Here is a 25,267-nt window from a genome sequence, read left to right as displayed (position 1 = left end):
TTATGGCAAACGAGGAGAAACAATTCGTCACGGAGATTACCCCGCAGGGAGTAGACTTTTCCCGCTGGTACATCGACGTTATCAAAAAAGCGGATCTCATGGATTACTCGCCGGTCCGCGGCTGTATCGTATTTAAGCCGGACGGCTACGAGATCTGGGAGCATATCCAGGCCGAGCTGGACCGCCGCTTTAAGGAAACGGGCCATCGCAACGCTTATTTCCCGCTGTTTATTCCGGAGAGCTTCTTCCAGAAGGAAAAGGAACACGTCGAAGGCTTTAATCCGGAGTTGCCTTGGGTGACGGAAGCGGCCGGTGAGAAGCTGGAGGAGCGTCTGGCGATTCGTCCGACCTCCGAAACAATGATTGGGCATATGTACGAAAAATGGATCCAATCTTACCGCGATTTGCCGGTGCTGATTAACCAATGGGCGAACGTTGTCCGTTGGGAGAAACGGACGTTGCCGTTCCTTCGTACGAGCGAATTCCTGTGGCAGGAGGGCCATACGGCCCATGAAAACGAGCAGGAAGCGCGCGAAGAAACGATGCGGATGCTGGAAATTTACCGCGATTTCGTGGAAAATTACTTGGCGATCCCGGTGATCGTCGGCCAAAAAACACCGTCCGAGAAATTCGCCGGCGCGGTGGATACCTACTCCATTGAAGCAATGATGAAGGATGGCCGTGCTGTACAGGCCGGGACTTCCCACTATCTGGGCACCAACTTTGCAACCGCATTTGATATTCAATATTTGAACCGCGAGAACGTTCGCGAATATGTTCATACCACCTCTTGGGGCGTCAGCACCCGGTTGATCGGCTCGCTGATCATGGTGCACGGGGATGACCGCGGATTGGCATTGCCGCCGAAGGTTGCGCCGAAGCAGGTCATGATCATTCCGATCGGCCCGCCAAAAACATGGGAAGCGGTCGTAGGCAGAGCGGATGAGCTGTTTGCCGAGCTGAAAAAAGCAGGCATTCGCGTTGGCATCGATGATCGTGCGGACTTCCGCCCAGGCTGGAAGTTTAACGAATACGAAATGCGCGGCGTACCGGTTCGTTTGGAAATCGGGCCTCGCGATATGGAGAACGGCGTCTGCGTACTTGTCTCCCGCATCAGCGGCGAGAAGAAGGTGATTCAGCAGGACCGTTTGGTTGAAGAGGTTCAAGCGATGCTGGAGCAGGTCCATCAAGAAATGTACGAACGGGCCAAAGCTTTCCGCGAAGAGCATTTCTACAGCGTCGACACTTTGGATGAAATGAAGGCAAGCATCGAAGAGAAACGCGGCTTTACCTTGGCCGGCTGGTGTGGTTCGGAAGCTTGCGAACGCCAAGTGAAGGAAGAGACGGGAGCGACCAGCCGCAATATTCCGTTCCATCCGGACACTACGAAAGAAACTTGCCTCGTTTGTGGGAATAAAGCAAAGCATACCGTCGTTTTTGCCAGAGCCTATTAAGATGTCGCCTTAGAGTCCCGCAAGAGCTTTGGGGAACTTGGGACGCAGGCGAACGACAGAACAACAAGAGGGCTTTCGGCAGTCAGCGCCTGCAGGCTTTTCACGCCGCCGGTCAACCGCCGGAAGCTCTTTTTGGATCCAAGGCAATAAGTCAGCTAGCAAGGTGAGGGGAGAGGACATGACCGAGACGCAAGACAAGAGAAACCGGCTGGAGCTGTTGATGAAGCAGGCGGAGGTGCCCGCTTCGCTGGTCGATCCGTACTTTCTTGACGGACATATCGAAAAGGTAGAGGTCAGCCGCAGCAATCGGGAGTGGAGAATCACCATTCAGAAGGATACGCTGGTGCCGGCCCAGGCCTACCGTACGTTTTGCCTGCGGGTCAGGGAGCGGATGGAGCATATCGCCATCATTACCTTTGAGTTTCATTACGGCGGCTTGTCCCCCAAGGACATCGTGGGGGAATATTGGTCTCTGTTTATCGAATGGGTGAAACGCCAAGTTCCGTCGGTGAACGGCTGGATGGCGAGAGCCGGGTTTGACGTAGACGGTGATGTGGTGACGGTGACGTTTAGCGATGCGATGGCACTGGAATTGGCACGCAAAAAGCAAATCGACAAAGCCATCACGGCATATTACGAAACGTATTTTGGCTTGCCGTTAAGGATTAAGCTGCAAACCGGCGAGACGAACGTCGAAGCGTTTGAGGAGTTCCAGCAGCGGATCGTGGAGGAAGAGCGAGAGGTCATCCAGAAGATGATGGAGAGCATAACGGTTGAGGCACCTCCGGAGGAAGTTGAAGGAGAAGTGATCAAGCTGCAGCTTGGGAACGACATCAAGGAACCGCCGGTACCGATGCAGCAAATCCAGGACGAAGAGAAAAAGATTACGATTCAGGGTACGATCTTTGGCCTGGACCGCAAGGAGCTGCGCAATGGCAACACGTTGTTTGTGTTTTTCCTGACCGATTTTTCCGATTCCCTGCAGCTGAAATTGTTCGCCAAAAATAAAGAAGACTTAAAAGTCATGGGGCAACTCGCCAACGGCAAGTGGATCAAAGCGCGGGGCAAAGTGGAAATGGACCGCTTTATGCCGGTCCCAGAGCTGGTGATGATTCCTTCCGATCTATGCGAGGTTTCCGCACCGCCGGGACGCAAGGACAATGCGCCGGAGAAGCGGGTCGAGTTCCATCTGCATACGACCATGAGCACGATGGACGCCGTAACGCCGATTGGCGATTACGTGAAGATGGCCGCCAAATGGGGGCATAAAGCGATCGCCGTCACGGATCATGGCGGTGTGCAAAGCTTCCCCGATGCGGCGAAAGCGGCAAAGAAAAACGGCATTAAAATGATTTACGGTGTGGAAGCCAACGTCGTAAACGACAATGTGGCGGTTGTGCTTAACCCTCGGGGCGATGACTTGAAGTCGGCGACCTACATCGTTTTTGACATCGAGACCACCGGTTTGTCGGTGACGCAGAACAAAATCATTGAAATTGCCGCGGTGAAAATGCAGGAGGGCAAAGAGATCGATCGATACGCAACCTTTGTTAATCCGCATGAACGGATCCCTTATCATATTCAACAGCTGACGAATATCAACGACGACATGGTGAAGGACGCGCCGGACGTGGAACCGGTGTTGAAGAGATTCGTTGAGTTCGCGGGAGACGGGATTCTCGTCGCTCATAACGCCCGGTTTGACTATGACTTTGTCAACGCGAAGCTAAAAGAACTAGGGCTTCCCATCATGGAAAACCCTGTGCTCGATACGTTGGAGTTGGCCCGGATGCTGTTCCCAACCATGAAAAATCACCGGCTGAATACGCTCGCGGCTAAATATAAAGTTTCGCTAGAGAACCATCACCGGGCGATCGATGATACCTTGGCGCTTGGCGAGATTTTGAACGGATTGCTGGATGACGCCGCCAAAATCGAAGGGTACAAATCGTTGGACCGCCTTAACGACAAGGTCGGGAAGGACTTATCCAATGCCCGTCCGTTCCACTGCGGAATCTACGCGCTGAATCCAGTAGGCAAGAAAAACCTATTTAAGCTCATATCGATGTCGCACACCGAGTATTTTAAGCGGGTGCCTTGTATTCCTAAATCCAAGCTGGTGGAGATGCGCGAAGGGTTGCTAATCCTATCCGGTTGCGAGAAGGGTGAATTCTTCGAAACTGTATTGAACAAGTCCGTTGAAGAAGCCGAAGCTGTCGCCGAATTTTATGATGTGCTGGAAATCCAGCCGCTCACGATGTACATGCATTTGGTGGAAAAAGGACTGGTTGGCGGTACGGAAGAATTGGAAACGGCGATCCGTAAAGTGGTCGAGATCGGCATGAAGTTGGATAAGCCCGTCATTGCTACCGGAAACGTGCATTACTTGGATCCAAAGGACAAGCTATACCGTGATATTACGATTCATGGCATCACCGGCTTCAGTCCGCTGAAGGATATCCGCAAGCCGGATGCGCATTTCCGGACGACGGAGGAGATGTTGGAGGAGTTTGCTTTTCTCGGCCAGGAGAAGGCCTTTGAAGTTGTGGTTACCAATACCGCGGCGCTGGCGGACCAGTTCGAGGAATTGGAGTTGTTCCCGGACAAGCTGTTTACGCCAATCATTGAAGGGGCGGACGAGGAAATCCGTCGCACCTGTTACGATACGGCCAAATCGATTTACGGCGAGGATTTGCCGGAAGTGATCATCAAACGGTTGGAGAAAGAGCTGGAGCCGATCATCAAATACGGGTTCTCGGCGAACTATCTAATCTCTGAACGTTTGGTTAAGAAGTCGAACCAAGATGGTTATCTCGTAGGTTCCCGGGGTTCGGTCGGCTCATCAGTAGTTGCGTTATTCCTTGGCATTTCCGAGGTTAACCCGCTTCCGGCCCATTATATTTGCCAGAATCCCGAATGCAAGCATAGCGAATGGTTCCTTGACGGCAGCGTGCCCAGCGGGTTCGACCTTCCGGACAAAAACTGCCCGAAATGCAACGGCAAGCTGAAGGGCGAAGGCCAGGATATCCCGTTTGAGACGTTTTTGGGCTTTAAAGGTGATAAGGTACCGGATATTGACCTTAACTTCTCCGGTGAATATCAACCCGTTGCCCATAACTACACCAAAGTGCTGTTCGGGGAGAAAAACGTATTCCGCGCCGGGACGATTGGTACGGTCGCCGAGAAAACGGCGTTTGGGTTCGCCAAGAAATACGAGGAAGAGCATAACAAAAATTGGCGTGGAGCTGAGTTGAACCGTCTGGCTACCGGATGTACCGGCGTCAAACGCAGCACCGGTCAGCACCCCGGCGGGATTGTGGTCGTACCGGATTATATCGAGGTTGAAGATATTACCCCGGTACAGTTCCCGGCCGATGATACGGGAGCGGAATGGAAAACCACGCATTTTGATTACCATGCCTTTGACGCGAACTTGCTGAAGCTCGATATTCTGGGGCACGATGATCCGACGATGATGCGGATGCTGCAGGATTTGACCGGAGTTGATCCTCAGACAATTCCGATGAATGATCCGAAGGTCATGAGCATGTTTAACTCAACGGAATCACTTGGAGTCGCGCCGGAGCAGATTCGCACACCGGTGGCCACCTACGGGATTCCGGAAATGGGAACGAAATTTGTCCGTCAGATGCTGGTGGAATCGCAACCTTCCTCCTTTGCCGATTTGCTGCAAATATCCGGGCTGTCCCACGGCACAGGCGTATGGCTAGGCAACGCGCAGGAGCTAATCAAGAACGGCACCTGTAACATCAAGACGGTGATCGGCTGTCGTGACGATATCATGTTATTCCTGATTTATAAAGCAGGCATGGATGCCGGCTTGGCCTTTAAAATTACGGAGAGCGTTCGTAAGGGGAAAGGGCTGACCCCGGAATGGATTGAGGAAATGAAGAAGTGTAAAGTACCGCAATGGTACATCGACTCCTGCCTTAAGATCCAGTACATGTTCCCGAAGGCGCACGCCGCCGCATACGTTATTTCCGCGGTGCGGACCGCCTATTTCAAACTGTATTATCCGATTGAATACTATGCGACGTATTTCTCTGTCCGCGGTGAGGATTTCGATATCGAGCTGTGCTGTCAGGGGTATGAAGCCATCTACCGCAAAATCGAAGAGATCGAGCAGAAGGGCTTCCAAGCGCTACCGAAGGAAAAAAATATGCTGCCGATTTTAGAGATGGCGCTGGAGATGACCGCTCGCGGCTTCCACTTCAAGCAGATCGACCTATACCGCTCGGACGCTACGAAGTTTATCGTCGATGGCGATTCCTTGATTCCGCCGTTCTCGGCGCTTGCCGGGATCGGGGAGAATGCGGCCAAGAATATCGCTGCGGCGAAAGAGCAAGGCGAGTTCTTGTCGGTGGAGGATTTCCAACAGAAATCCAAGGCGAGTAAAACGATCGTCGAGCTCCTGGGTTCGATGGGCTGCTTCCGCGGCCTGCCAGAAAGCAACCAGCTATCATTGTTTTAATTATGAAGAATTCAAGATTCGCCGTCGAATCTACATCCTGTTTTTGCTTCGTGATCCGAAGATGCTTTTTAAACAACCGTTTCAATAAAAGCTTAAAAAGACAGGTTTGGAGCACCAAGAAGGTTGGATGAAGCTAGGGGCTGAGTAGCGGAGCGTAGGCGAACCTACGTGAGCAACGGAAGGCCCGGCTGAATTCAAGATTCGCCGTCGAATAAACTGCCAGTGTCCACTTCGTGATCCGAAGATGTCTTTTTAAACCTCCTTACACAGTAAAGGTGTTTTACTTGTCACTCAGTATGTACTATGTTATAATTTTTTTGGCAATCATGAAGATAGAACCGTTGTTTAAAGAGTGGGGAAACCCACTCTTTAATCTTTGGTATATAGGATTGAATTATTGGAGGTAATGTACGCTTGAGCACACCAAAGATCAAAGCGACCGTAGAGCAAATGGTCACGCCTTATTTGGAGGAGAACGGCTTTGAACTGGTTGACGTGGAATACGTCAAGGAGGGGAGCAACTGGTTCCTCCGCGTATTCGTCGACAAAGACGGTGGCATCGATATCGATGACTGCGGCCGGATCAGCGAATACCTTAGCGAGAAGCTGGACGAGAACGATCCGATTCCGTCGGCTTATTTTCTAGAAGTGTCTTCGCCGGGAGCAGAACGCCCCTTAAAGAAAGCCGAGGATGTATCCAAGGCGGTTGGCAAAGACGTATTTGTTACTACATACGAACCGGTAGACGGCCTGAAGGAGTTTGAAGGCCGGCTTCTATCCTTCGAGGGCGACGAAATGGTCGTCGAAGTCGGGAAGAAGCGTCACGCCATTCCATATAACAAAGTTGCCAGTGCAAGATTGGCTATCATCTTTTAGAAGTAGTTCAAAAAGTCACCTGACTCTTTGAAATTATACTTCTAGTGTGACCTACGGGGAATCATGAAAGGGGGAACTCGAGGCAAATGAGCATGGATTTTATCGAAGCCTTGAATGAATTGGAAAGGGAAAAAGGGATCAGCAAGGATATCTTGTTCGAAGCGATCGAAGCGGCGCTGATTTCCAGTTACAAGCGTAACTTTAATACGGCACAAAACGTGCGAGTGGATATGAACCGCCATACCGGCGCGATCAAAGTGTTTGCACGCAAGCTCGTGGTTGAGGAGGTTCTCGATCCTCGCACGGAGATTTCGCTGCCTGCGGCACGCGAGATCAACCCCAATTATCATCTCGACGACATTACCGAAATCGAGGTCACCCCTCGCGACTTCGGCCGGATTGCAGCCCAAACTGCCAAGCAGGTCGTCACGCAGCGCATTCGCGAGGCGGAACGCGGACTCATCTATAATGCGTTCGTTGAGAAGGAAGAAGACATCGTGACCGGGATTGTACAGCGGCAGGACCTGCGCAACATCTACGTCGATCTCGGCAAGATTGAAGCCCATTTGCCGCTGAACGAATTGATGCCAAACGAGAAGTTTAAGCACGGAGACCGGATTAAAGCGTACATTACCAAAGTAGAAAACACGACGAAAGGACCGCAAATTTTGTTGTCCCGTACGCATCCAGGTTTACTGAAGCGTTTGTTCGAGCTGGAGGTTCCGGAAATTTTCGACGGTGTGGTGGAGATTCGTTCCGTAGCCCGCGAAGCCGGCTTCCGTTCCAAGATTGCCGTATACTCCCGCAATAGCGAAGTGGATCCTGTCGGCTCCTGCGTTGGCCCGAAAGGCACACGCGTGCAGACGATCGTCAATGAGCTACGCGGAGAGAAGATCGACATCGTTCGTTATTCGGATAGCGTAGAGGAGTACGTGGCCAACGCGCTGAGCCCGTCCAAGGTGCTTGAGGTCCAGGTGTTTGAGGCGGAGAAGATGGCCCGCGTGATCGTGCCGGATTACCAGTTGTCGCTGGCGATTGGGATTAAAGGACAAAACGCTCGCCTCGCTGCAAAATTGACCGGTTGGAAAATCGACATTAAGAGCGAAACCCAAGCGGAAGAGGAATTCGGCAGAGAAAAAACCGACCAGGGCGAAATGCCTCAGGATTCCATCTCCGTGGACTAACGGGGGGTGGCAAGGATGAAGCAAAGAAAAGTACCGCTGCGCAAATGCGTAGCCTGCCAGGAAATGATGCCCAAGAAGACGTTGATTCGCATCGTTCGTTCGCCTGAGGGCGAGGTGTCGATCGACCTGACGGGAAAGAAATCAGGGCGTGGAGCCTATCTGTGCGGCAAAACGGCTTGCTTCAAGCTCGCGCATAAATCACGTGCTCTGGACCGTGCGCTAAAAGCACCGGTAGGGTCCGAGGTATATGAGCAGCTCGCTCGTGATTTCCTGGCTGTGGAGGAAGAGTTCCTCGCCGCGCAAGCGCGGAATGAGGAAGAGGACGATGATGAGTAGGGTCCAGTTGTTGTCCGGACTAGGCCTCGCAATGCGGGCCGGTAAACTGGTGACCGGGGACGAAATTGTCCTGAAGGCGATTCGGTCGGGGGAAGCCAAGCTCGTGATTGTGGCGGGCGACGCTTCAGCCAATACGCAGAAGAAATTCCGCGACAAATGCGGGAGCTATAAGATCCCGCTAATGATTGGATTCGACCGGGAAACGCTCGGAGGGAGCGTTGGCAAACCGGAACGTGTGGTTCTGGCCTTAACCGATCAAGGGTTTACCGAGATGATCCGCAAAGCGATCTTGAAAACATCGGAGGTGGAGTATATTGAGTAAACAAGAAAAACAAGATAAGCTCAGGGTGTATGAATACGCCAAATCGCTCAACATGAGCAGCAAAGAAATTATTACCATTCTTAAGCGCCTTAATATCCCGGTTAACAATCATATGAGCGTCATGGAGAACGATACGGTCGCTCGTGTGGAACAGTTTTTCAAGGATATTAAGAGCAACGCGGCGGCGAAACGAGAAAACTCGGGACGTAACGATTCTCCTGCCAAATCGCCGGCACCGGCTTCCGCAGGAGGAAGCCAAACACCGAAAGCTACATCCGGAGAAACTTCCGGTCATCGCGGAGATCAAGGACGCCATGTACAGAGCAGCACAAACGCACCCGTCAAAAACCAAAATCAACAGGAAAAGCAGGTAAGCATGAATAATAAACCAAAACCAAACTCAAATGTAGCAAGCGGCAATACGGCTGTTCAAGAAAGATCGGGCCGTCCAAACGGCGGCAATCATCAAAACTCTCGTCCGCAAAGTCAAGGCGGAGGGAATCCGTCCGGTGCGAACCGGAATCCGTCCGGTGCGAACCGGAATCCGCAAGGCAACCGGGGACCAAGCCAAGGCGGTCAGCGCCAAGGAGGTCAAGGCCAAGGTCAAGGTCAAGGCGGTGCAAACCGTGGTCCTCAACAGCAAAACCGCAGCTTTACGCCAAGCAACTCTAATAACAGCGGCGGTGGCAATGCCGGCGGCAGAGGCCAAGGACAGGGTCAAGGTCAAGGTCAAGGCCAAAGAAGAGGAAACAATAACAACAATGGCGGCCGGAACCAAAGAGGTTATGACGATAACCGGAACGGCTCTAATTTCAGAAACAACCGCGGCGGCAAAGGCGGACGTGGCAGAGGGCCGCAACAGCCACCACGGGAGAAAATCGACAACACGCCGAAGAAGATTATCGTCCGCGGTACGATGACGGTTGGCGAAACCGCCAAATTGCTGCATAAGGACGCTTCCGAGGTGATCAAGAAGCTGATCTTGCTTGGCGTGATGGCAACGATCAACCAAGAGCTCGACATCGATACGATCTTGCTGCTGGCAGGGGACTTCGGCGTTGAGGTTGAAGTGAAGATTCCGGTCGAAGAAGACCGTTTTGAAACGATCGAAGAGGTCGACGAAGAAGCGGACTTGAAAGACCGTCCACCGGTTGTCACGATCATGGGTCACGTCGACCATGGTAAAACCACGCTGCTTGACGCCATCCGTTCCACGAATGTGACCGGCGGCGAAGCTGGCGGGATCACGCAGCACATCGGGGCATACCAAGTTGAAATCAACAACAAGAAGATTACGTTCTTGGATACCCCGGGCCACGAAGCGTTTACGGCGATGCGTGCTCGCGGTGCGCAGTTGACGGATATTACGATCATCGTAGTTGCGGCTGATGACGGCGTGATGCCGCAGACGGTCGAAGCGGTAAACCATGCCAAAGCGGCGGGATTGCCAATCATCGTTGCGGTGAACAAGATCGATAAACCGGACGCTAATCCGGATAAAGTGAAACAAGAATTGACAGAATATGAGCTTGTACCGGAAGAATGGGGCGGGGACACGATTTTCGTCAATGTTTCGGCGAAGCAAAAGCTTGGGTTAGAAGGCCTGCTGGAAATGATTCTGCTGGTAGCGGAAGTTAACGAGTACAAAGCCAACCCGGACAAACGCGCTCGCGGCGCGGTCATCGAAGCCGAGCTTGACAAATCCCGCGGACCGGTTGCACGTGTACTGGTGCAGCACGGGACATTGAAGGTCGGCGACGCATTCGTTGCAGGTAACTGCTTCGGCCGTGTGCGCGCCATGGTCAATGACCGGGGACGCCGTTTGAAAGAAGCCGGACCGTCCACACCAGTGGAAATTACCGGTCTCAACGAAGTGCCGCAAGCCGGTGATCCGTTTATGGTCTTCGAAGATGAGCGTAAAGCTCGTTCGATCGCCGACAAACGAGCCATCACGCAACGTCAGTCCGACCTGGGCTCCAATACACGCGTTACGCTGGATGATCTATTCCGCCATATCAAGGAAGGCGAAATTAAAGATCTGAACGTGATCATTAAGGCCGACGTGCAAGGTTCGGTCGAAGCGCTCAAAGGCGCCCTGGAGAAAATCGAGGTCGAAGGCGTTCGCGTGAAGATCATTCACAGCGGAGCCGGCGCGATTACCGAATCCGATATTATTTTGGCGGCGGCATCGAACGCAATCGTGATCGGCTTCAACGTTCGTCCGGATAATCAAACGAAAGCAACGGCGGAGCAAGAGAAGGTCGATATCCGCTTGCACCGCGTCATTTACAACGCGATCGAAGAGATCGAGCAAGCCATGAAAGGGATGCTTGATCCGGTATACAAAGAAGTTGTCATCGGTCACGCTGAAGTGCGCAATACGTTCAAGATCAGCAAGGTCGGAACGATTGCAGGTTGCATGGTTACTGACGGCAAAATTACCCGTTCTGCGGAGATGCGTTTGGTCCGCGACGGAATCGTTGTATACGAAGGTAAGATCGATTCTTTGAAACGGTTCAAGGACGATGCCAAGGAAGTCGCGCAAGGTTACGAGTGCGGGATTACCCTTGACAATTACAACGACCTTAAAGAAGGCGACGTGATTGAGGCGTTCGTCATGGAAACTGTTCAACCGAAGTAAGGTAGGTGTCTGTAATGGCCAAAAATCGTACCGGCCGCGTAGGCGAACAGATTAAAAAAGAACTTAGCGTGCTCATCCAGAGCGAACTGAAAGATCCGCGCATCGGTTTTGTCACGGTGACCGGGGTCGAAGTGACAAGTGACTTGTCGCAGGCCAAAGTTTACCTCAGCGTGTTTGGCGACGAGGAGAAGAAAAACGAATCCTTAAAAGGGCTAGAGAAAGCGACCGGCTTTTTGCGCACCGAAATCGGGAAACGAGTTCGGCTGCGCCATACGCCGGAGTTGATTTTCAAAATCGACGAATCCATCGCTTATGGCAGCCGGATCGAGAAGCTTCTCGGCGAAATCACGCACGAGCACGAAGAATGAAATCGAAATGGAATCAAAAACTCAGCTTCTCACCCTCGAGAAGATGAGTTTTTGATGTCCTCAAAAGGAGACGGCTATGCAGACGACCTATGAACGGGAGCTGAGTCAGAGCAAAGAGTTCTTGACTCGGAATGATCATTTCCTCATCGTGTCGCATGTTCAGCCGGACGGTGACGCAGTCAGTTCTACCCTTGCGGTGGGCTGGCTTCTGTCATGTCTGGGTAAAAAATTCGTGATGGTCAACGAAGGGCCGATCCCAAAGCGGATGAGTTACCTTTGGCATGCAGAGGAGATTCTCGATTTGTCGGTTACGCCGCTTGACCGCAAGTTTGATCATGTGATTTGCGTGGATTGCGCCGATTTTAAACGGGTAGGCACCACGCATGAATACTTTGCTGAAGGGGCTCAGTTGCTGAACATCGATCATCATCCGACCAACGATCATTACGGTTCGGTGAATCTGGTTGTGCCCAATGCGGCGGCCACCGCCGAGATCTTATTTGATCTCATCAACGATATGGGGCTGGAGCTGAACGAATCCGTCGCTACGGCGCTGTATACGGGACTGCTGACGGATACCGGCGGGTTTCGGTACTCCAACACATCGCCAAAGGTTATGGCGGCCGCTTCCAAACTGCTGGAATACGGCGTGGACGGCCCCGGTTTATCCGAGCTTCTGCTTGAGCAAATGACGCTGCCGCAGCTGCGCTTGCTGACTCGGGCCCTAAACGGTCTTGAGCTGACGGAGGACGGAAAGATTGGCTGGGTGTCTGTGACGGACGAAGATCTGAAGGCGACCGGTGCGGTTCACGAAGATATGGAAGGCATCGTGAATTATCCGCGGAATATTCAAGGGGTCGAAGTAGGACTGCTGTTTAAGGTCATTAACGAACAAGCCGTTAAGGTGAGCATGCGGTCCGCCGGTAAAGTGGATGTCGCCCGGGTCGCTCAGAGCTTTGGCGGCGGCGGTCATGTTCGGGCCGCAGGGGCTCGGATTGAGGGCACCTTGGGCACGATTATTCCTAAGGTGCTGGAACAAGTGAGGCAACAGCTATGAGGTCCTACGAAGGGATTTTGCCGATTCGCAAGCCGGCGGGTTTTACTTCGCATGATGTGGTTGCCAAGAGCCGCGGGATCCTGAAGATGAAGCGGATTGGGCATACGGGGACGCTGGACCCGGCGGTTACGGGTGTGCTGCCTTTATGCTTGGGACGCGCGACGCGGATGGTTGAATACTTGCAGGAGTTGCCGAAGGAGTACGAGGCGACCCTGGTTCTTGGAGTAGCGACCGATACGGAAGATATGACGGGCGAGATCATCGAACAGATCGAAGAGGTTCGGGTTACGGAAGAGGAAGTACGGCGCGCATTGTCCCGTTTTGTTGGGACGATCTCGCAAATTCCTCCGATGTACTCCGCGCTGAAGCAAGACGGCAAGCGCTTGTATGAGCTGGCGAGAGAAGGAAAAACCGTGGAGCGGAAGCCGCGGGAAGTGACGATTCATGAACTGGAGCTGCTGGCTTTTCATCCAGAGGGACCTCATCCGCGAATTTCTTTCCGGGCGTTATGCTCTAAAGGCACTTATATTCGAACGTTATGCGTCGATATCGGGCGAGCTCTTGGAGTACCTGCGGCGATGACCGAGCTGAAACGGACGATGTCGGCCGGCATCACGGAGGAACACTGTTTAACACTAGATGAGGTAGCACGTCATGCCGCAGACGGATCGCTGCAGGAATATTTGCTGCCGGTTGATCGAGCCGTAGAGCATTTACCGGCCCATACCGTCGCCGCAGAAAAGGTCAAAGCCGCATTGCAAGGCCAGCGGCTATCCTCAGCTGTAGTCTCTCCGGCCGTTCAGCGGGGGGAGACGCTGCGCCTCTATAGTCCAGAACGGCAATTTTTAGGCATTTTCCGGGTGGAAGAGGAGACGATGGCGGTGAAGGCCGTCAAAGTATTTTTACCCGAATAGGCCTCATGAAATGAAATGCGCATTCCGAGGGAAATTGCAGGTGACACGATCATGGAAACGATAAGATTATCATATCCACTAACCGAACGATTTATTGAACAACATGCCCGCCCCCAAGTGCTGGCGATTGGCCAGTTTGACGGGCTTCATCTGGGACATGCCAGCGTGATCGATTCCGCTGTGCGTCTTGCTGGGGAGTTGGGGCTTCCCGCCTCCGTCATGACGTTCCACCCCCATCCTAAGGAAGTCATGAAAAAGGGCGATTATGACGGGTATTTGACGCCTCCGGAGGAGAAGGAGCGAATCCTGCGCCAAATGGGCGTGGATTACGTATATATCGTCGAGTTTAACGATGCTTTCTCCCGCGTAAGCCCGCAAAATTTCGTATCCGGCATTCTCGTGCCGCTGAAGGTGCACACAGCGGTTGTCGGATTTGACTTCCGCTATGGCTACCGGGGCGAAGGGGACGCGGGAATGCTGCGCGAATTAAGCGGTAACGTCCTGGACGTGAACACGGTGCCGCCGTTCCTCATCGATGGGGAGAAGGTCAGCAGCTCGGATATCCGCAAAGCGCTGCAGGAAGGCAAGATCGAGCTGGCCAATCGCTGGCTTGGACGAACGTATGCGCTGAAGGGGACGGTCATGCACGGCGAGAAACGCGGGCGCCAGCTCGGGTTTCCAACGGCTAACCTGAAGCTGGCGGAGCATTACGTTGTGCCGGCCAGCGGGGTATACGCCGTTCGAGTGACCCACGAAGGGACGACCTACTCCGGCGTGATGAACGTAGGGGTCAAGCCAACCTTTCATGAGGATGGTAAGATCTTTTGGCTGGAAGCTCATTTGTTTGAGTTTTCGGGAGAGATTTATGATGAGAGCTTGTCCGTCGAATTAGTTCATTATATCCGCGAAGAGCGGAAATTCGGCTCGCTGGAAGAGCTGATCGCGCAAATCGGACAGGACGCCGACACGGCCAAACGATTGTTGAAGGCTTCCCGCTAACTAAGCGGGACTGGCATTTACTTTGCCCAACAGCTGTGGTATACTATGTAACGTTGTCACGCGGAAGAACATGTTTTTCCAAGGGGCAGCAAGAACCTTGGCTTGGTTGCGCGGTTTCACCGCCGGCGACGAGGCTAACGGCGATTTGAGATAAAGGAGGTGAACAGGATGGCATTGACTCAAGAACGTAAACAACAATTGATCCAAGAGCACAAAACTCATGAGTCCGATACCGGATCCCCTGAGGTGCAAATTGCTATCCTTACGGAGAACATCGTGAATTTGACGGACCACTTGCGCACGCACAAGAAGGACCATCATTCCCGTCGCGGTCTTCTGAAAATGGTTGGTCAACGTCGTAAGCTGTTGGCTTACCTGAAGAACAAAGACGTAAGACGTTACTCCGCTTTGATCGAGAAGCTTGGATTGCGTCGTTAATTGGACATGTTTGATAAAAGCAGCCTAGTTGCATGGCGGACGCTGGCAAAGCGTGCGGTGTGCGGCCGGGTTGCTTTTTACAAATTAGGGCTTATCGCGATTAGCTTCTACCAAAGGCTCCGTCAGGAGCTTTTGTTATGAGAACATTCTTCTGCTGCCAGAAAGCCATTCATCATTATGAATTGCCGAAAAGCAGGAAATAATGAACTCAGTACCGAACTTGTATTGGTGATAAGGAGGGATTTCATGCAGAATCAAGTGAAAATGGATTTGGGGGGAAGACCTCTCATCCTGGAAACGGGCCGATTGGCCAAGCAAGCCAATGCGGCCGTCATGGTGCGCTACGGCGATACGGCGGTGTTATGTACGGTTACGGCGTCTTCGGAACCCAAGGATTTGGACTTTTTTCCGTTAACCGTGAATTATGAAGAGAAACTGTATGCGGTCGGTAAGATTCCCGGCGGCTTTATTAAACGGGAAGGACGTCCTAGCGAAAAAGCCATTCTGGCCAGCCGGTTGACCGACCGTCCGATTCGTCCGTTGTTCCCGGAAGGCTTCCGTAATGATGTGCAAATCGTGAATTTGGTCATGAGCGTGGATCAGGATTGTGAGCCGGAAATTGCGGCGATGATCGGAACTTCTGCAGCGCTTAGCATTTCCGACGTTCCGTTTAATGGGCCGATCGGCGGCGTGGCTGTCGGTCGGGTGAACGGACAGTTTGTGATTAACCCGAACGTAGCGCAACAGGAAGCCAGCGACATTTACGTGGTTGTCGCCGGGACGAAAGACGCCATCATGATGGTGGAAGCGGAAGCGAACGAAGTGCCGGAAGAGGTCATGCTTGAGGCGATCATGTTTGGCCATGATGAGATCAAAAACATCGTTGCCGTCATCGAAGAGCTCGTGAAAGTCGCCGGCAAAGAGAAAATGCAAGTGAAGCTGCATGCGGTGAATGAAGAAGTGAATCGGGAAGTTCGCGCTTTTGCCCAGGATCGCCTGGTTGAAGCTGTGAAGATTGCCGAGAAGCATGCACGTCAGGATGCGATTGATGCCATCAACAACGAAACGGTGGCTCATTTCGAAGAGAAATACATAGAATCGCCGGAGTTGCTTGCCGATGTGAAGGAAGTCTTGCACGACATCGTCAAGGAAGAAGTGCGCCGGTTGATCACCCATGACAAAGTGCGCCCTGACGGACGGAAACTGGACGAAATTCGTCCGATCGAATGCGACATCAATCTGCTGCCGCGTACGCACGGCTCGGGTCTGTTTACACGTGGACAAACGCAAGCGCTGAGCATCTGTACGCTGGGGGCGCTGGGCGACGTTCAAATTCTGGACGGCATCGACCTGGAAGAGTCGAAACGCTTCATGCACCATTATAACTTCCCGCCGTTTAGCGTAGGCGAAGCTCGTCCGTTGCGTGCTCCAGGCCGTCGCGAAATCGGTCATGGCGCCTTGGGGGAACGGGCGCTGTCGAAGGTCATTCCGCCGGAATCCGAATTCCCGTATACGATTCGTCTCGTATCGGAAGTATTGGAATCCAACGGCTCCACGTCTCAGGCAAGCATTTGCGCCAGTACGCTGGCGATGATGGATGCGGGCGTACCAATCAAAGCACCGGTTGCCGGGGTCGCAATGGGCTTGATCAAAGACGGCGAGCATGTCTCGATTCTGACCGATATCCAAGGGATGGAAGATCATCTCGGCGATATGGACTTCAAAGTGGCCGGGACTTCGGATGGCGTAACGGCGATTCAAATGGACATCAAGATCGACGGCATCGACCGGCAGATCCTGACTGATGCATTGAAGCAGGCGAGAGAAGGCCGGATGTTTATCCTGTCCAAAATGATGGAGCGTATCCAAAAGCCGAAGGAGCACCTGTCCCCTTACGCGCCGAAGATCGTGATCATGCAAATCAATCCGGACAAGATCCGCGATGTGATCGGGGCCGGGGGCAAGATCATCAACAAGATCATCGAGGAAACCGGCGTGAAGATCGATATCGAGCAAGATGGCCGCGTGTACATTGCTTCCACCAGCGAAGAGATGAACAGCAAAGCGCGTTCGATCATCGAAGGGATCGTCAAGGAAGTTGTGGTTGGCGAGATCTATGTCGGGACCGTCAAACGGATCGAAAAATTCGGCGCATTCGTCGAGATTTTGCCGGGTAAGGACGGCTTGGTGCATATTTCCCAGCTGTCGACGGAACGCGTAGCGAAAGTGGAGGACGTTGTGGCGATCGGCGATACGGTAACCGTGAAAGTCACCGAGATCGATAACCAAGGACGGATCAATCTTTCCCGCAAAGCGGTTCTTACCGCAGAAACGGAAAAATCCCCCAATTAAAAAAGCAGCAATTTGACGCAGGACATCCTTGCGGGAAAAGAGACAGAATGTATCAATTCTGGCTCTTTTTTAATGTGTTCACCTTCGCCAGGCGATCCGGAAAGGCATATCCCTGGGCTTGTCAACATATGATGGGGACAAAAACCGTTTGAGGGGATGAGCTTCAGCATGGGTCGGAACAAGTTTGCGGTCATCGCGATATGCATTGCCTTTGTGATGATACTGGGGCAGTTTGCTGGGATTCGGGCTTTTGTGGCCAAAAGCTCGGAGCAAGAAAGCGGCAGTTTTGCTTTCCGTCTGATCAACGATCTGACCGGGGACTTAGGTGCCCAAGGCAAGCAAGATCAGAAAAACGGCGGGGCCGCGAAAGACATGGATCCCTTGCTGACTTATATCCGTGCAGAGTCCGAGAAGCGGCGGGTCGAGCCGATTGACGCTGTAGTTGACCGGGTCTGGAAAGCCATTCCCGGTTATAACGGGCGTGAAGTAGATATCGAGCGCACCTACGTCAAGGCCAAACAGTTGCCGGAGGGGGCGGAAATCGAGTATGTATATCGTGAGCTTCGGCCAAAAGTGAATCTTGAGGATTTAGGGGCGCAGCCGATTTACCGGGGGAACCCAAACAAGCCGATGGCCGCCCTGATGATCAATGTGGCCTGGGGAAACGAATATCTTGTACCGATGCTTGATACGCTGGATAAGGCCAAGGTGAAAGCAACCTTCTTCCTCGACGGCAGCTGGCTGAAGAAAAATGTGGAGATGGCGGCGGAAATTAAGCGGCGTGGCCATCAGATCGAAAACCACGCATACTCGCACCCGAATATGAGTCAACTGGAAGTAACCCGAGCCCGGCTGGAGATCTCCAAAACGAAGGATCTGTTGAAGGAGAAGTTAGGCGTGGAGAACCGTTGGTTTGCGCCGCCTTCAGGCGATTACAATATGCAAACCGTCAAGCTGGCGGCGGAGCAGGGGCTGAAGACGGTCTTATGGACCGTGGACACGGTAGATTGGAAAAACCCGCCGGCGTCCAGCATCGTAAGCAAGATCGGCAGCAAAGTGGGGCCGGGCTCGCTGATTCTGATGCATCCGACGCCGTCGAGCCGGGACGCGCTTGAGGGCATGATTCAAGCCATTCAGGCCAACGGGCTGCAGTTGGGTACGGTGGAGCAGACGCTGTCGCCGGACCGAGTGGATAGCCCGGTTCCGCAGAGTTGAGCTTGCCGCCTTTTTTTGGTAGGATAGGGATGCATTTATTAACAACGCAATACCCATGCAACGCAAAACATTTAGGAGGGCCTTTCGTGAAGAAAACGCAATTGAAAAACGGCCTTCGGGTGGTTATGGAAAAGATTCCAACATGCCGTTCGGTCTCATTTGGCATTTGGGTCAAAACCGGCTCCCGCAATGAGAGCCCTGAACGGGGCGGAATTTCGCATTTTATCGAACACATGTTGTTTAAAGGTACGGAGCGATACAGCGCTAAGGATATCGCAGAGCAGTTTGATGCGATCGGCGGGAATGTAAACGCGTTTACGTCCAAGGAATATACGTGCTACTATGCCAAAGTGCTGGATGAGCATTTACCGATTGCGGTCGACGTGTTGTCGGACATGTTTTTCCGTTCCTTGTTCGATGGGGAAGAGCTGCGAAAAGAAAAAAACGTGATCGTAGAAGAGATCTCCATGTACGAAGACACGCCGGATGACATGGTTCATGATCTCGTGTCGCAGGCGGCCTACGGGGAGCATTCGCTGGCGCAGCCGATTCTGGGCACGGAGGAGAAGCTACGCGCCATGGAATCGGAGCATCTGCGGGAGTATATGCGTGAGCATTATACGATCGAGAATACGGTGATCAGCGTAGCCGGCAATATCGACGATCAGGTGATCGAACTGCTGGAGAAGTATTTCGGTGATTTTTCGAACCGGGGAAGCTCCAGCTCGCTAGAAGCGCCCGACTTCTTGGGCGGTTTGAAATTCCACCGCAAGAAAACAGAGCAGAACCATATTTGCTTGTCCTTCCCGGGCCTTCCGGTGGGGGAAGATAAGCAATATGCGATGGTGCTGTTAAACAATGCAATCGGCGGAGGCATGAGCTCGCGGCTCTTCCAGGAGATTCGCGAGAAACGCGGCTTGGCGTACTCCGTGTATTCCTACCACAGCTCGCATGCCGACAGCGGTTTGTTTACGGTCTATGCGGGAACCGCGCCGCGGCAAACCAAAGAAGTGTTGGATTTGACCAAGGAGATCCTGCACGATGTCTCGGTTAACGGAATTACTTCCAGCGAGTTGAGCAAAGGGAAGGAACAGCTGAAGGGAAGCTTGATTTTGAGCCTGGAGAGCACCGGAAGCCGCATGAACCGGCTGGGTAAAAATGAGCTGATGCTCGGCAGACATTATTCCTTGGATGAAATGATCGCCCGCATCGAGGCGGTGACCATGGACGATGTCAATCAGGTGCTGAAGGGGATGTTCAGCCAACCGTTTTCCCTGGCTATGGTAGGCTCGTCGGATCGCGTGATATCGGGAGTTAGGAGAGATGAACTTGTCGTTTGAAGTGCAAATCCATCGTTTGGCAGGAAATGAAGATATTGAGCTGCCTCGCAAAATGTCCGAGCTGGCCTCCGGATTTGACCTCTACGCGGCCGTTACGGAGGAGCTAACGCTCCAGCCAGGACAACGTGCCCTCGTGCCGACCGGGATCGCTATCGCGATGCCAGGGGGCTTAGAGGCGCAGATCCGCCCGCGCAGCGGCTTGGCCTATAAGCACGGAATCACGTGCTTGAATACGCCCGGGACCATCGATGCCGATTACCGCGGCGAAATCAAGGTGCTGCTGATCAACCTTGGGCAGGAACCGTTTGTCATTCAGCGAAATGAACGGATTGCGCAGATGGTGTTCCAGATCGTCCCTGAAGTAAACCTTGTGCAGGTAGACGAGCTGTCTGAGACCGTTCGCGGCGCTGGCGGGTTTGGACATACGGGGACGAAGTAAGGCTCGCAGTGAGCGAGTAAACCTGCGTATCTTACTCAGGTTCTAAAGAATAAGGGTAAAAAAGGTTCTTATTTTCGGTTAGGCAAGGGTTTTGGCCGAAATAAAGGACTTTTTTACCCTTATTTTCATTTATCGCTCAGGAAAGTGGCGGATATGGCGGGTTCAATCCGGAATAAGGCCCTAAATGTCCTTTAGTTTGCTTGATCCGCCGCAACAACAATCTCCTTCAACTTCTCCATTTGAGCATCCCGGCCGTCGATTATATCTTGGCGTGTTGTAGGAACAAAGATATCCGGCTCTAAGGAGGTTGCGTCGGTCAACCGTTGATCCGGACGGGTAAACTGCTTGTATGATACCGACAACGGCAAGCGGGACCTGGGGAGCGTAAAGCTAAGGATGTCACCGTAGCTTGAAGGTTGGTTCCCCGTAGGTTCTCCTATGATCGTTGCGAGCCCATTATCCTTAAGTATGACGGCAAACCAGTTTCCTGAACTAAAAGTGAGAGGAGAGGTTAAGACATACAAGTCGCCGGTAAACGGGTTCTTTTTTGGGGAGACAGACTCGATTTGGGAGTTATGGTGCTGGATCCCCTTATCCTGGTCAAATCCGTACTTCTCCATGGCCTGAGGGGAGAAGCGTATGAGAGAACCGTAGCCTCGGTAGCTGTCCACATCCACATATCGGAGAAAAGCATCCAGCACAGCGGAATCTCCCCCGAAATTATTCCGCAAATCAACCGCAACATGCCGGATCCCTTTTTGCCGGACCTCGCCGAAGAAGTTGGCTAGTGTCTCCAAGTATTCGCTGTTCACTTCACAGGTATGGATACGCAGCAGACCTAATGATAGCTTCTCGTCAATCACATAATTAAACAAACGGCCCCCAACCTCATAGGGGGTATTGCCTACACCCAGAGCACGTGGTTGACGGCTCATGGGTACATCCACCTCAATCTCGGCACCGTTCCGGTCCACTTTTAGATGAACCTTGTTTTCTACTAACAAGTTCAGGCGCTCCAGAAAAGCTTGACCGGTCAGCATATCCACGCCTTGTACTTTGACCCAGCCCTCATTTTCCGCAGGGATGACCTTGGTCAACTCATCCAATAACTCGGTAGGGGAGTACCCGCCTAATTCGAGCAGAAGATCTCCTTTTTGCAGCTCTTGAGTTGGTCTTAGCACGACAGGGCCTTCCGCTGCCCAATAGATCGGCAAGTTCAAATATAACGTTGACGAGGACGTCGGCAGGATATTCGTGTGAGCGTCTTGGAGCAAAGTCACAATCTGATCGGCCAGGAAATAAAAGCGTTCCAGCGGCAGCGGTTCTTGGGAAGCGGTTAGGTAGACCTCCTTAATCGTATTCTGCTGTTCCTTACTCCATCCATCCAGCAGTTTAGGATGAACCTGTTCCAGCGTGCGGACAAGAAAGTCCAAATCTTCGATCATCTCGTTGGAGGAGAGGAGTGGGGCTGCCGGAAGGTCCGCGGCAATCCCTTCGACCGTTGGAGGTGTCGAGGAAGTTTTGCTAGCTTCGGGCTCTCCAAACGGACGACCCAGGGCGAAAATCAGACCTGCAACGATGAAGCCAATTGCCGTGATTGTAGTAAAAATTACTCTTCTCTTCATCTTAATCACCATCTTCCATAATATGGGACACATCGTACCTGTGAACCGGACAGGTACGCTATGACGATTTTCATACCCTCGGCTCTTAGGCATTCTTCCCTTTCACCACTTCGTAGGCCCCGGCATAAGATGGTCTATACTGTGTTGCTTGGAAGGAGTGCCGTCTAAGAATGCTGACCGGAATAACGATTGTATTCCTCGGTGGTGACGCCCGGCAGGTGGAGGTCATCAACAAATGTGTGGAACTAGACGCTACGGTACGGGTTGTTGGCTTCGACCGGTTGGAGACGCCGCTGAAGGGAGTTTCGCAGGAGACGTTAAGTCCAGGATTGCTGGCCGGCGCCGATGTGATCATCCTTCCGGTAATCGGTTGCGATGATCACGGTGTCGTTCCGGCGCCGTTTTCTGCGGAACAGCTGGTCATCAAACGGGAATGGTTTGCATCTGTCCGAAAAAGCACGCTGGTGTATACCGGTATCGCCAAAAGCTTCTTGAAGCAAATGGGCGACGAGCACAGTTTTCGGATCATTGAAGTGCTCGAACGAGACGACGTCGCCATCTATAACTCGATTCCGACGGCAGAAGGCGCAATCATGATGGCGATTCAGAATACGGACATCACGATTCACGGTTCAACCTGCATGGTGCTCGGGATTGGGAGAACGGGGTTTACGTTGGCAGGAACGCTGCAGGGTTTGGGAGCGAATGTAAGGGTTGGGGTACGCCGGGAGGACGATGTGGCCAGAGCGGTGCAAATGGGCTGGAAGCCTTTTGCGACAAGGGATTTGGCCGCTAACGTAGGGGATGTTGACTTGATTTTTAACACAATTCCGACTATGATAGTCACAGCGCAAATCATCTCGAAACTGCCCCGTACGGCGGTGATTATCGACCTAGCTTCGGCGCCCGGAGGAACGGATTTTCGTTTCGCCGAGAAGCGAGGAGTTAAGGCGATTTTAGCCCCTGGCATTCCCGGAATCGTCGCTCCCAAAACGGCTGGAATTATCATGGCAAATACGATTTGTCAGTCGATTTTGGATGAGTATCAATTACGGGGGGATGAACAGTGAATTGGCAGGGGAAAACGGTAGGTTACGCCATTACGGGCTCGCATTGTACGTTTGCTGAGGTAATGCCTCAGGTTCAGCGATTTGTCGACGGAGGGGCGAAGGTTGTGCCGATTATATCCCAGTCGGTGCTGATGACCGACACCCGTTTCGGTAAATCGGAAGATTGGCGCAAACAGTTGAAAGATATTACAGGGAATGATATTATTTCTTCAATTGTCGAAGCTGAACCGCTCGGCCCAAGCAAGCTGCTTGATGTCTTGGTTATCGCTCCTTGCACGGGGACGACGACAAGCAAGCTGGCAAACGCCGTAACGGACAGTCCCGTGCTGATGGCGGCGAAAGCCCAGCTGCGCAACGGACGTCCGCTCGTCATCGCGGTGTCGACTAATGACGGTTTAGGATTTAATTTGGCGAATATCGCAAAGTTAATCGTGGCTAAAAATGTGTATTTCGTTCCGTTCGGGCAAGATAATCCGATCGGCAAACCCAATTCGCTCGTGGCGAACATGGAACTGGTGCCTGAAGCTTGTTATGCCGCACTGGAAGGCAAACAGCTGCAACCGCTGATTATCGAACGTTTTCATGGGTAAATCGGCAACTGTCGGCTTGCTTGCCAGGTGGGAATAAAACCCTTGCAGGCCATTTTTACGCCGCGATCTTCAAAGGACGGACTCAACATAGGTTAGATGGATCGGAACAATTTGCTCAAAGGCGCAGCATGGAATGCCGTATACAATCGCGGAGATCATTGCGGCGAAGGGGTATGTTTTCGAAGCTCTGGGTTCGTTAAACTTGCTAATCAAAACGGAATGAAGTCATCGCTTTACTCCGCACTTATTAACTGGAGGAATACCCATGCGCATTTTGGTGCAAAAATTCGGTGGCACGTCTCTATCGACAAAGGAAGCGAGAGAGCATGTCATCTCACACGTACGCCGGGAACTGGATAACGGTTTCCGGCTCGTCGTGGTGGTATCGGCTATGGGCCGAAAAGGCGATCCTTACGCAACGGATACCTTGCTGGAGTTGGTTGCTGAGGGAGAGGGCTATTTACCGCCTCGTGAACAGGATTTACTAATGGCTTGCGGTGAAATCATCTCCGCAGCCAAGCTATGCAGCCTGCTGGCAGAGAAAGACATCTCTTCGGTCGTCTTAACCGGAGCTCAGGCAGGCTTCCGAACGGACAGCCAGTATGGAAATGCAAGAATTCTGGATATCGTCCCAACAAGGGTGCTGGAAGAGTTGCAGCAGAAGGATGTCGTGATCGTAACGGGTTTTCAAGGACAAAATCAAGGCGGCGATTTCACGACGCTGGGACGCGGAGGCAGCGATACGTCCGCTACGGCGTTGGGAGCCGCACTACACGCTGAAATGGTCGATATTTATACGGACGTAAATGGAATCTTGACCGCGGATCCGCGGATTGTAGAGGATGCAAAGCCACTCGAGTATGTAAGCTATGCGGAAATCTGCAACATGGCGCATCAAGGGGCGAAGGTCATCCATCCCCGTGCGGTAGAGATCGCGATGCAGTCGGGAATTCCCGTCCGCGTTCGCTCCACCTTCTCGCAGGACGAAGGTACGCTTGTCGCCAATCCGGAAGGATTTAAGGACGTCCAGCTCGGCATTGTGGACCGTTACGTGACTGGGATTGCTTACGTGGCGAACGTGACTCAAATCCGGGTGGAATCCGCCGGCAAGGGCCCTGATAACTTGCAGCTGCAGGTGTTTAAGGCGATGGCGGAGAACGACATTAGCGTTGATTTTATTAATGTGACCCCAAAGGGCGTCGGTTATACCGTATTCGATAAAGATTCGGCCAAGGCGGAAGAGGTGCTGAAATCGTTGGAGCTCGCTCCGCAAATCTGCACCGGCTGCGCCAAGGTATCGGTCATCGGCGGCGGGATTAATGGCGTACCCGGCATCATGGCCAAAATTGTCGAGGCGTTAACCGAGCATGGGATTCAGATCCTGCAATCGGCCGATTCGAATACGACGATTTGGGTGTTGGTGCATAAAGACGACATGGTGCAGGCGCTTCGGGCGCTGCATGCCAAGTTTGAGCTAGGCCGTTAACTCGGAAGAGCTTGGATCGGATTCGAAAAGGGCAGGGAATGCTGATAGGGCAGTAAATAATAAGCGAAG

At 52.6% G+C, this 25,267-nt stretch carries 20 protein-coding genes; 19 read left to right on the top strand and 1 reads right to left on the bottom strand.

Annotation, left to right across the window (positions count from 1 at the left end):
- Window positions 1-2: 2 nt before the first annotated feature.
- The 16 genes from proS to dut all read left to right on the top strand — a co-directional run bounded on the left by proS (window position 3) and on the right by dut (window position 20,427).
- Window positions 3-1,454: a proline--tRNA ligase gene (proS, locus tag BN3277_RS18560; protein WP_059045284.1), complete on the top strand. Its 1,452-nt coding sequence runs from the start codon at window positions 3-5 to the stop codon at window positions 1,452-1,454.
- A 178-nt stretch (window positions 1,455-1,632) separates the two neighbouring features.
- The gene (locus BN3277_RS18555) at window positions 1,633-5,946 is read left to right on the top strand and encodes a PolC-type DNA polymerase III (RefSeq protein ID WP_059045282.1); all 4,314 of its coding nucleotides are present in this window, start codon (window positions 1,633-1,635) and stop codon (window positions 5,944-5,946) included.
- Between the two features lie 414 nt (window positions 5,947-6,360).
- Window positions 6,361-6,822 carry a ribosome maturation factor RimP gene (rimP, locus tag BN3277_RS18550; protein ID WP_059045280.1) on the top strand — a complete coding sequence of 154 codons (462 nt, stop codon included), beginning with the start codon at window positions 6,361-6,363 and terminating at the stop codon, window positions 6,820-6,822.
- Between the two features lie 86 nt (window positions 6,823-6,908).
- Window positions 6,909-8,006 (top strand): transcription termination factor NusA, encoded by a 1,098-nt coding sequence (gene nusA / locus BN3277_RS18545; RefSeq protein ID WP_059045278.1) that lies wholly within the window; start codon window positions 6,909-6,911, stop codon window positions 8,004-8,006.
- A gap of 15 nt (window positions 8,007-8,021) precedes the next feature.
- Window positions 8,022-8,342 (top strand): RNase P modulator RnpM, encoded by a 321-nt coding sequence (rnpM, locus tag BN3277_RS18540; RefSeq protein WP_059045276.1) that lies wholly within the window; start codon window positions 8,022-8,024, stop codon window positions 8,340-8,342.
- Entirely contained in the window at window positions 8,335-8,664 is a 330-nt protein-coding gene (locus BN3277_RS18535) for a L7Ae/L30e/S12e/Gadd45 family ribosomal protein (protein WP_082691523.1), read from the top strand. Before rnpM ends, BN3277_RS18535 begins: the two co-directional genes overlap by 8 nt.
- Window positions 8,657-11,305 carry a translation initiation factor IF-2 gene (infB, locus tag BN3277_RS18530; RefSeq protein ID WP_059045272.1) on the top strand — a complete coding sequence of 883 codons (2,649 nt, stop codon included), beginning with the start codon at window positions 8,657-8,659 and terminating at the stop codon, window positions 11,303-11,305. The genes BN3277_RS18535 and infB overlap by 8 nt, the downstream gene beginning before the upstream one ends.
- A 14-nt stretch (window positions 11,306-11,319) precedes the next feature.
- Window positions 11,320-11,673 carry a 30S ribosome-binding factor RbfA gene (gene rbfA, locus BN3277_RS18525; protein WP_059045270.1) on the top strand — a complete coding sequence of 118 codons (354 nt, stop codon included), beginning with the start codon at window positions 11,320-11,322 and terminating at the stop codon, window positions 11,671-11,673.
- 76 nt (window positions 11,674-11,749) lie between these two features.
- Window positions 11,750-12,730 (top strand): DHH family phosphoesterase, encoded by a 981-nt coding sequence (locus tag BN3277_RS18520; protein ID WP_059045268.1) that lies wholly within the window; start codon window positions 11,750-11,752, stop codon window positions 12,728-12,730.
- Window positions 12,727-13,644, top strand: coding sequence for a tRNA pseudouridine(55) synthase TruB (truB, locus tag BN3277_RS18515; RefSeq protein ID WP_059045266.1), 918 nt, complete (start codon window positions 12,727-12,729; stop codon window positions 13,642-13,644). The genes BN3277_RS18520 and truB overlap by 4 nt, the downstream gene beginning before the upstream one ends.
- Window positions 13,645-13,695: 51 nt before the next feature.
- Window positions 13,696-14,643, top strand: coding sequence for a bifunctional riboflavin kinase/FAD synthetase (locus tag BN3277_RS18510; protein ID WP_059045264.1), 948 nt, complete (start codon window positions 13,696-13,698; stop codon window positions 14,641-14,643).
- A gap of 168 nt (window positions 14,644-14,811) precedes the next feature.
- Window positions 14,812-15,081, top strand: coding sequence for a 30S ribosomal protein S15 (rpsO, locus tag BN3277_RS18505; RefSeq protein ID WP_018752384.1), 270 nt, complete (start codon window positions 14,812-14,814; stop codon window positions 15,079-15,081).
- A gap of 246 nt (window positions 15,082-15,327) precedes the next feature.
- Window positions 15,328-17,433 (top strand): polyribonucleotide nucleotidyltransferase, encoded by a 2,106-nt coding sequence (gene pnp, locus BN3277_RS18500; RefSeq protein ID WP_059045262.1) that lies wholly within the window; start codon window positions 15,328-15,330, stop codon window positions 17,431-17,433.
- A 168-nt stretch (window positions 17,434-17,601) separates the two neighbouring features.
- Window positions 17,602-18,648: a polysaccharide deacetylase family protein gene (locus tag BN3277_RS18495; RefSeq protein ID WP_059045260.1), complete on the top strand. Its 1,047-nt coding sequence runs from the start codon at window positions 17,602-17,604 to the stop codon at window positions 18,646-18,648.
- Between the two features lie 86 nt (window positions 18,649-18,734).
- Window positions 18,735-19,988 (top strand): M16 family metallopeptidase, encoded by a 1,254-nt coding sequence (locus BN3277_RS18490; protein ID WP_059045258.1) that lies wholly within the window; start codon window positions 18,735-18,737, stop codon window positions 19,986-19,988.
- Window positions 19,972-20,427 carry a dUTP diphosphatase gene (gene dut / locus BN3277_RS18485; protein ID WP_059045257.1) on the top strand — a complete coding sequence of 152 codons (456 nt, stop codon included), beginning with the start codon at window positions 19,972-19,974 and terminating at the stop codon, window positions 20,425-20,427. Before BN3277_RS18490 ends, dut begins: the two co-directional genes overlap by 17 nt.
- A gap of 191 nt (window positions 20,428-20,618) precedes the next feature.
- Here the strand turns inward: dut and BN3277_RS18480 are convergent, their stop codons facing one another.
- A complete protein-coding gene (locus tag BN3277_RS18480) occupies window positions 20,619-22,052 on the bottom strand; it encodes a S41 family peptidase (RefSeq protein ID WP_059045255.1) in 1,434 nt (477 codons plus the stop codon).
- 170 nt (window positions 22,053-22,222) lie between these two features.
- On the opposite strand from BN3277_RS18480, the gene dpsA reads away from it, so the two are divergent.
- The 3 genes from dpsA to dapG all read left to right on the top strand — a co-directional run bounded on the left by dpsA (window position 22,223) and on the right by dapG (window position 25,198).
- Window positions 22,223-23,122: a dipicolinate synthase subunit DpsA gene (gene dpsA / locus BN3277_RS18475; protein ID WP_059045253.1), complete on the top strand. Its 900-nt coding sequence runs from the start codon at window positions 22,223-22,225 to the stop codon at window positions 23,120-23,122.
- Window positions 23,119-23,712 (top strand): dipicolinate synthase subunit B, encoded by a 594-nt coding sequence (locus tag BN3277_RS18470; protein WP_059045251.1) that lies wholly within the window; start codon window positions 23,119-23,121, stop codon window positions 23,710-23,712. The genes dpsA and BN3277_RS18470 overlap by 4 nt, the downstream gene beginning before the upstream one ends.
- A gap of 265 nt (window positions 23,713-23,977) precedes the next feature.
- Window positions 23,978-25,198, top strand: a complete 1,221-nt coding sequence (gene dapG, locus BN3277_RS18465) for an aspartate kinase (protein WP_059045249.1) — start codon at window positions 23,978-23,980, stop codon at window positions 25,196-25,198.
- Window positions 25,199-25,267 lie beyond the last annotated feature (69 nt).

The sequence above is a fragment of the Paenibacillus rubinfantis genome (assembly GCF_001486505.1).
GTDB classification, from domain to species: domain Bacteria; phylum Bacillota; class Bacilli; order Paenibacillales; family Paenibacillaceae; genus Fontibacillus; species Fontibacillus rubinfantis.
The sequence above is the reverse complement of the archived record's forward strand: the minus strand, read 5'-3'. Positions and strand labels throughout refer to the sequence as shown.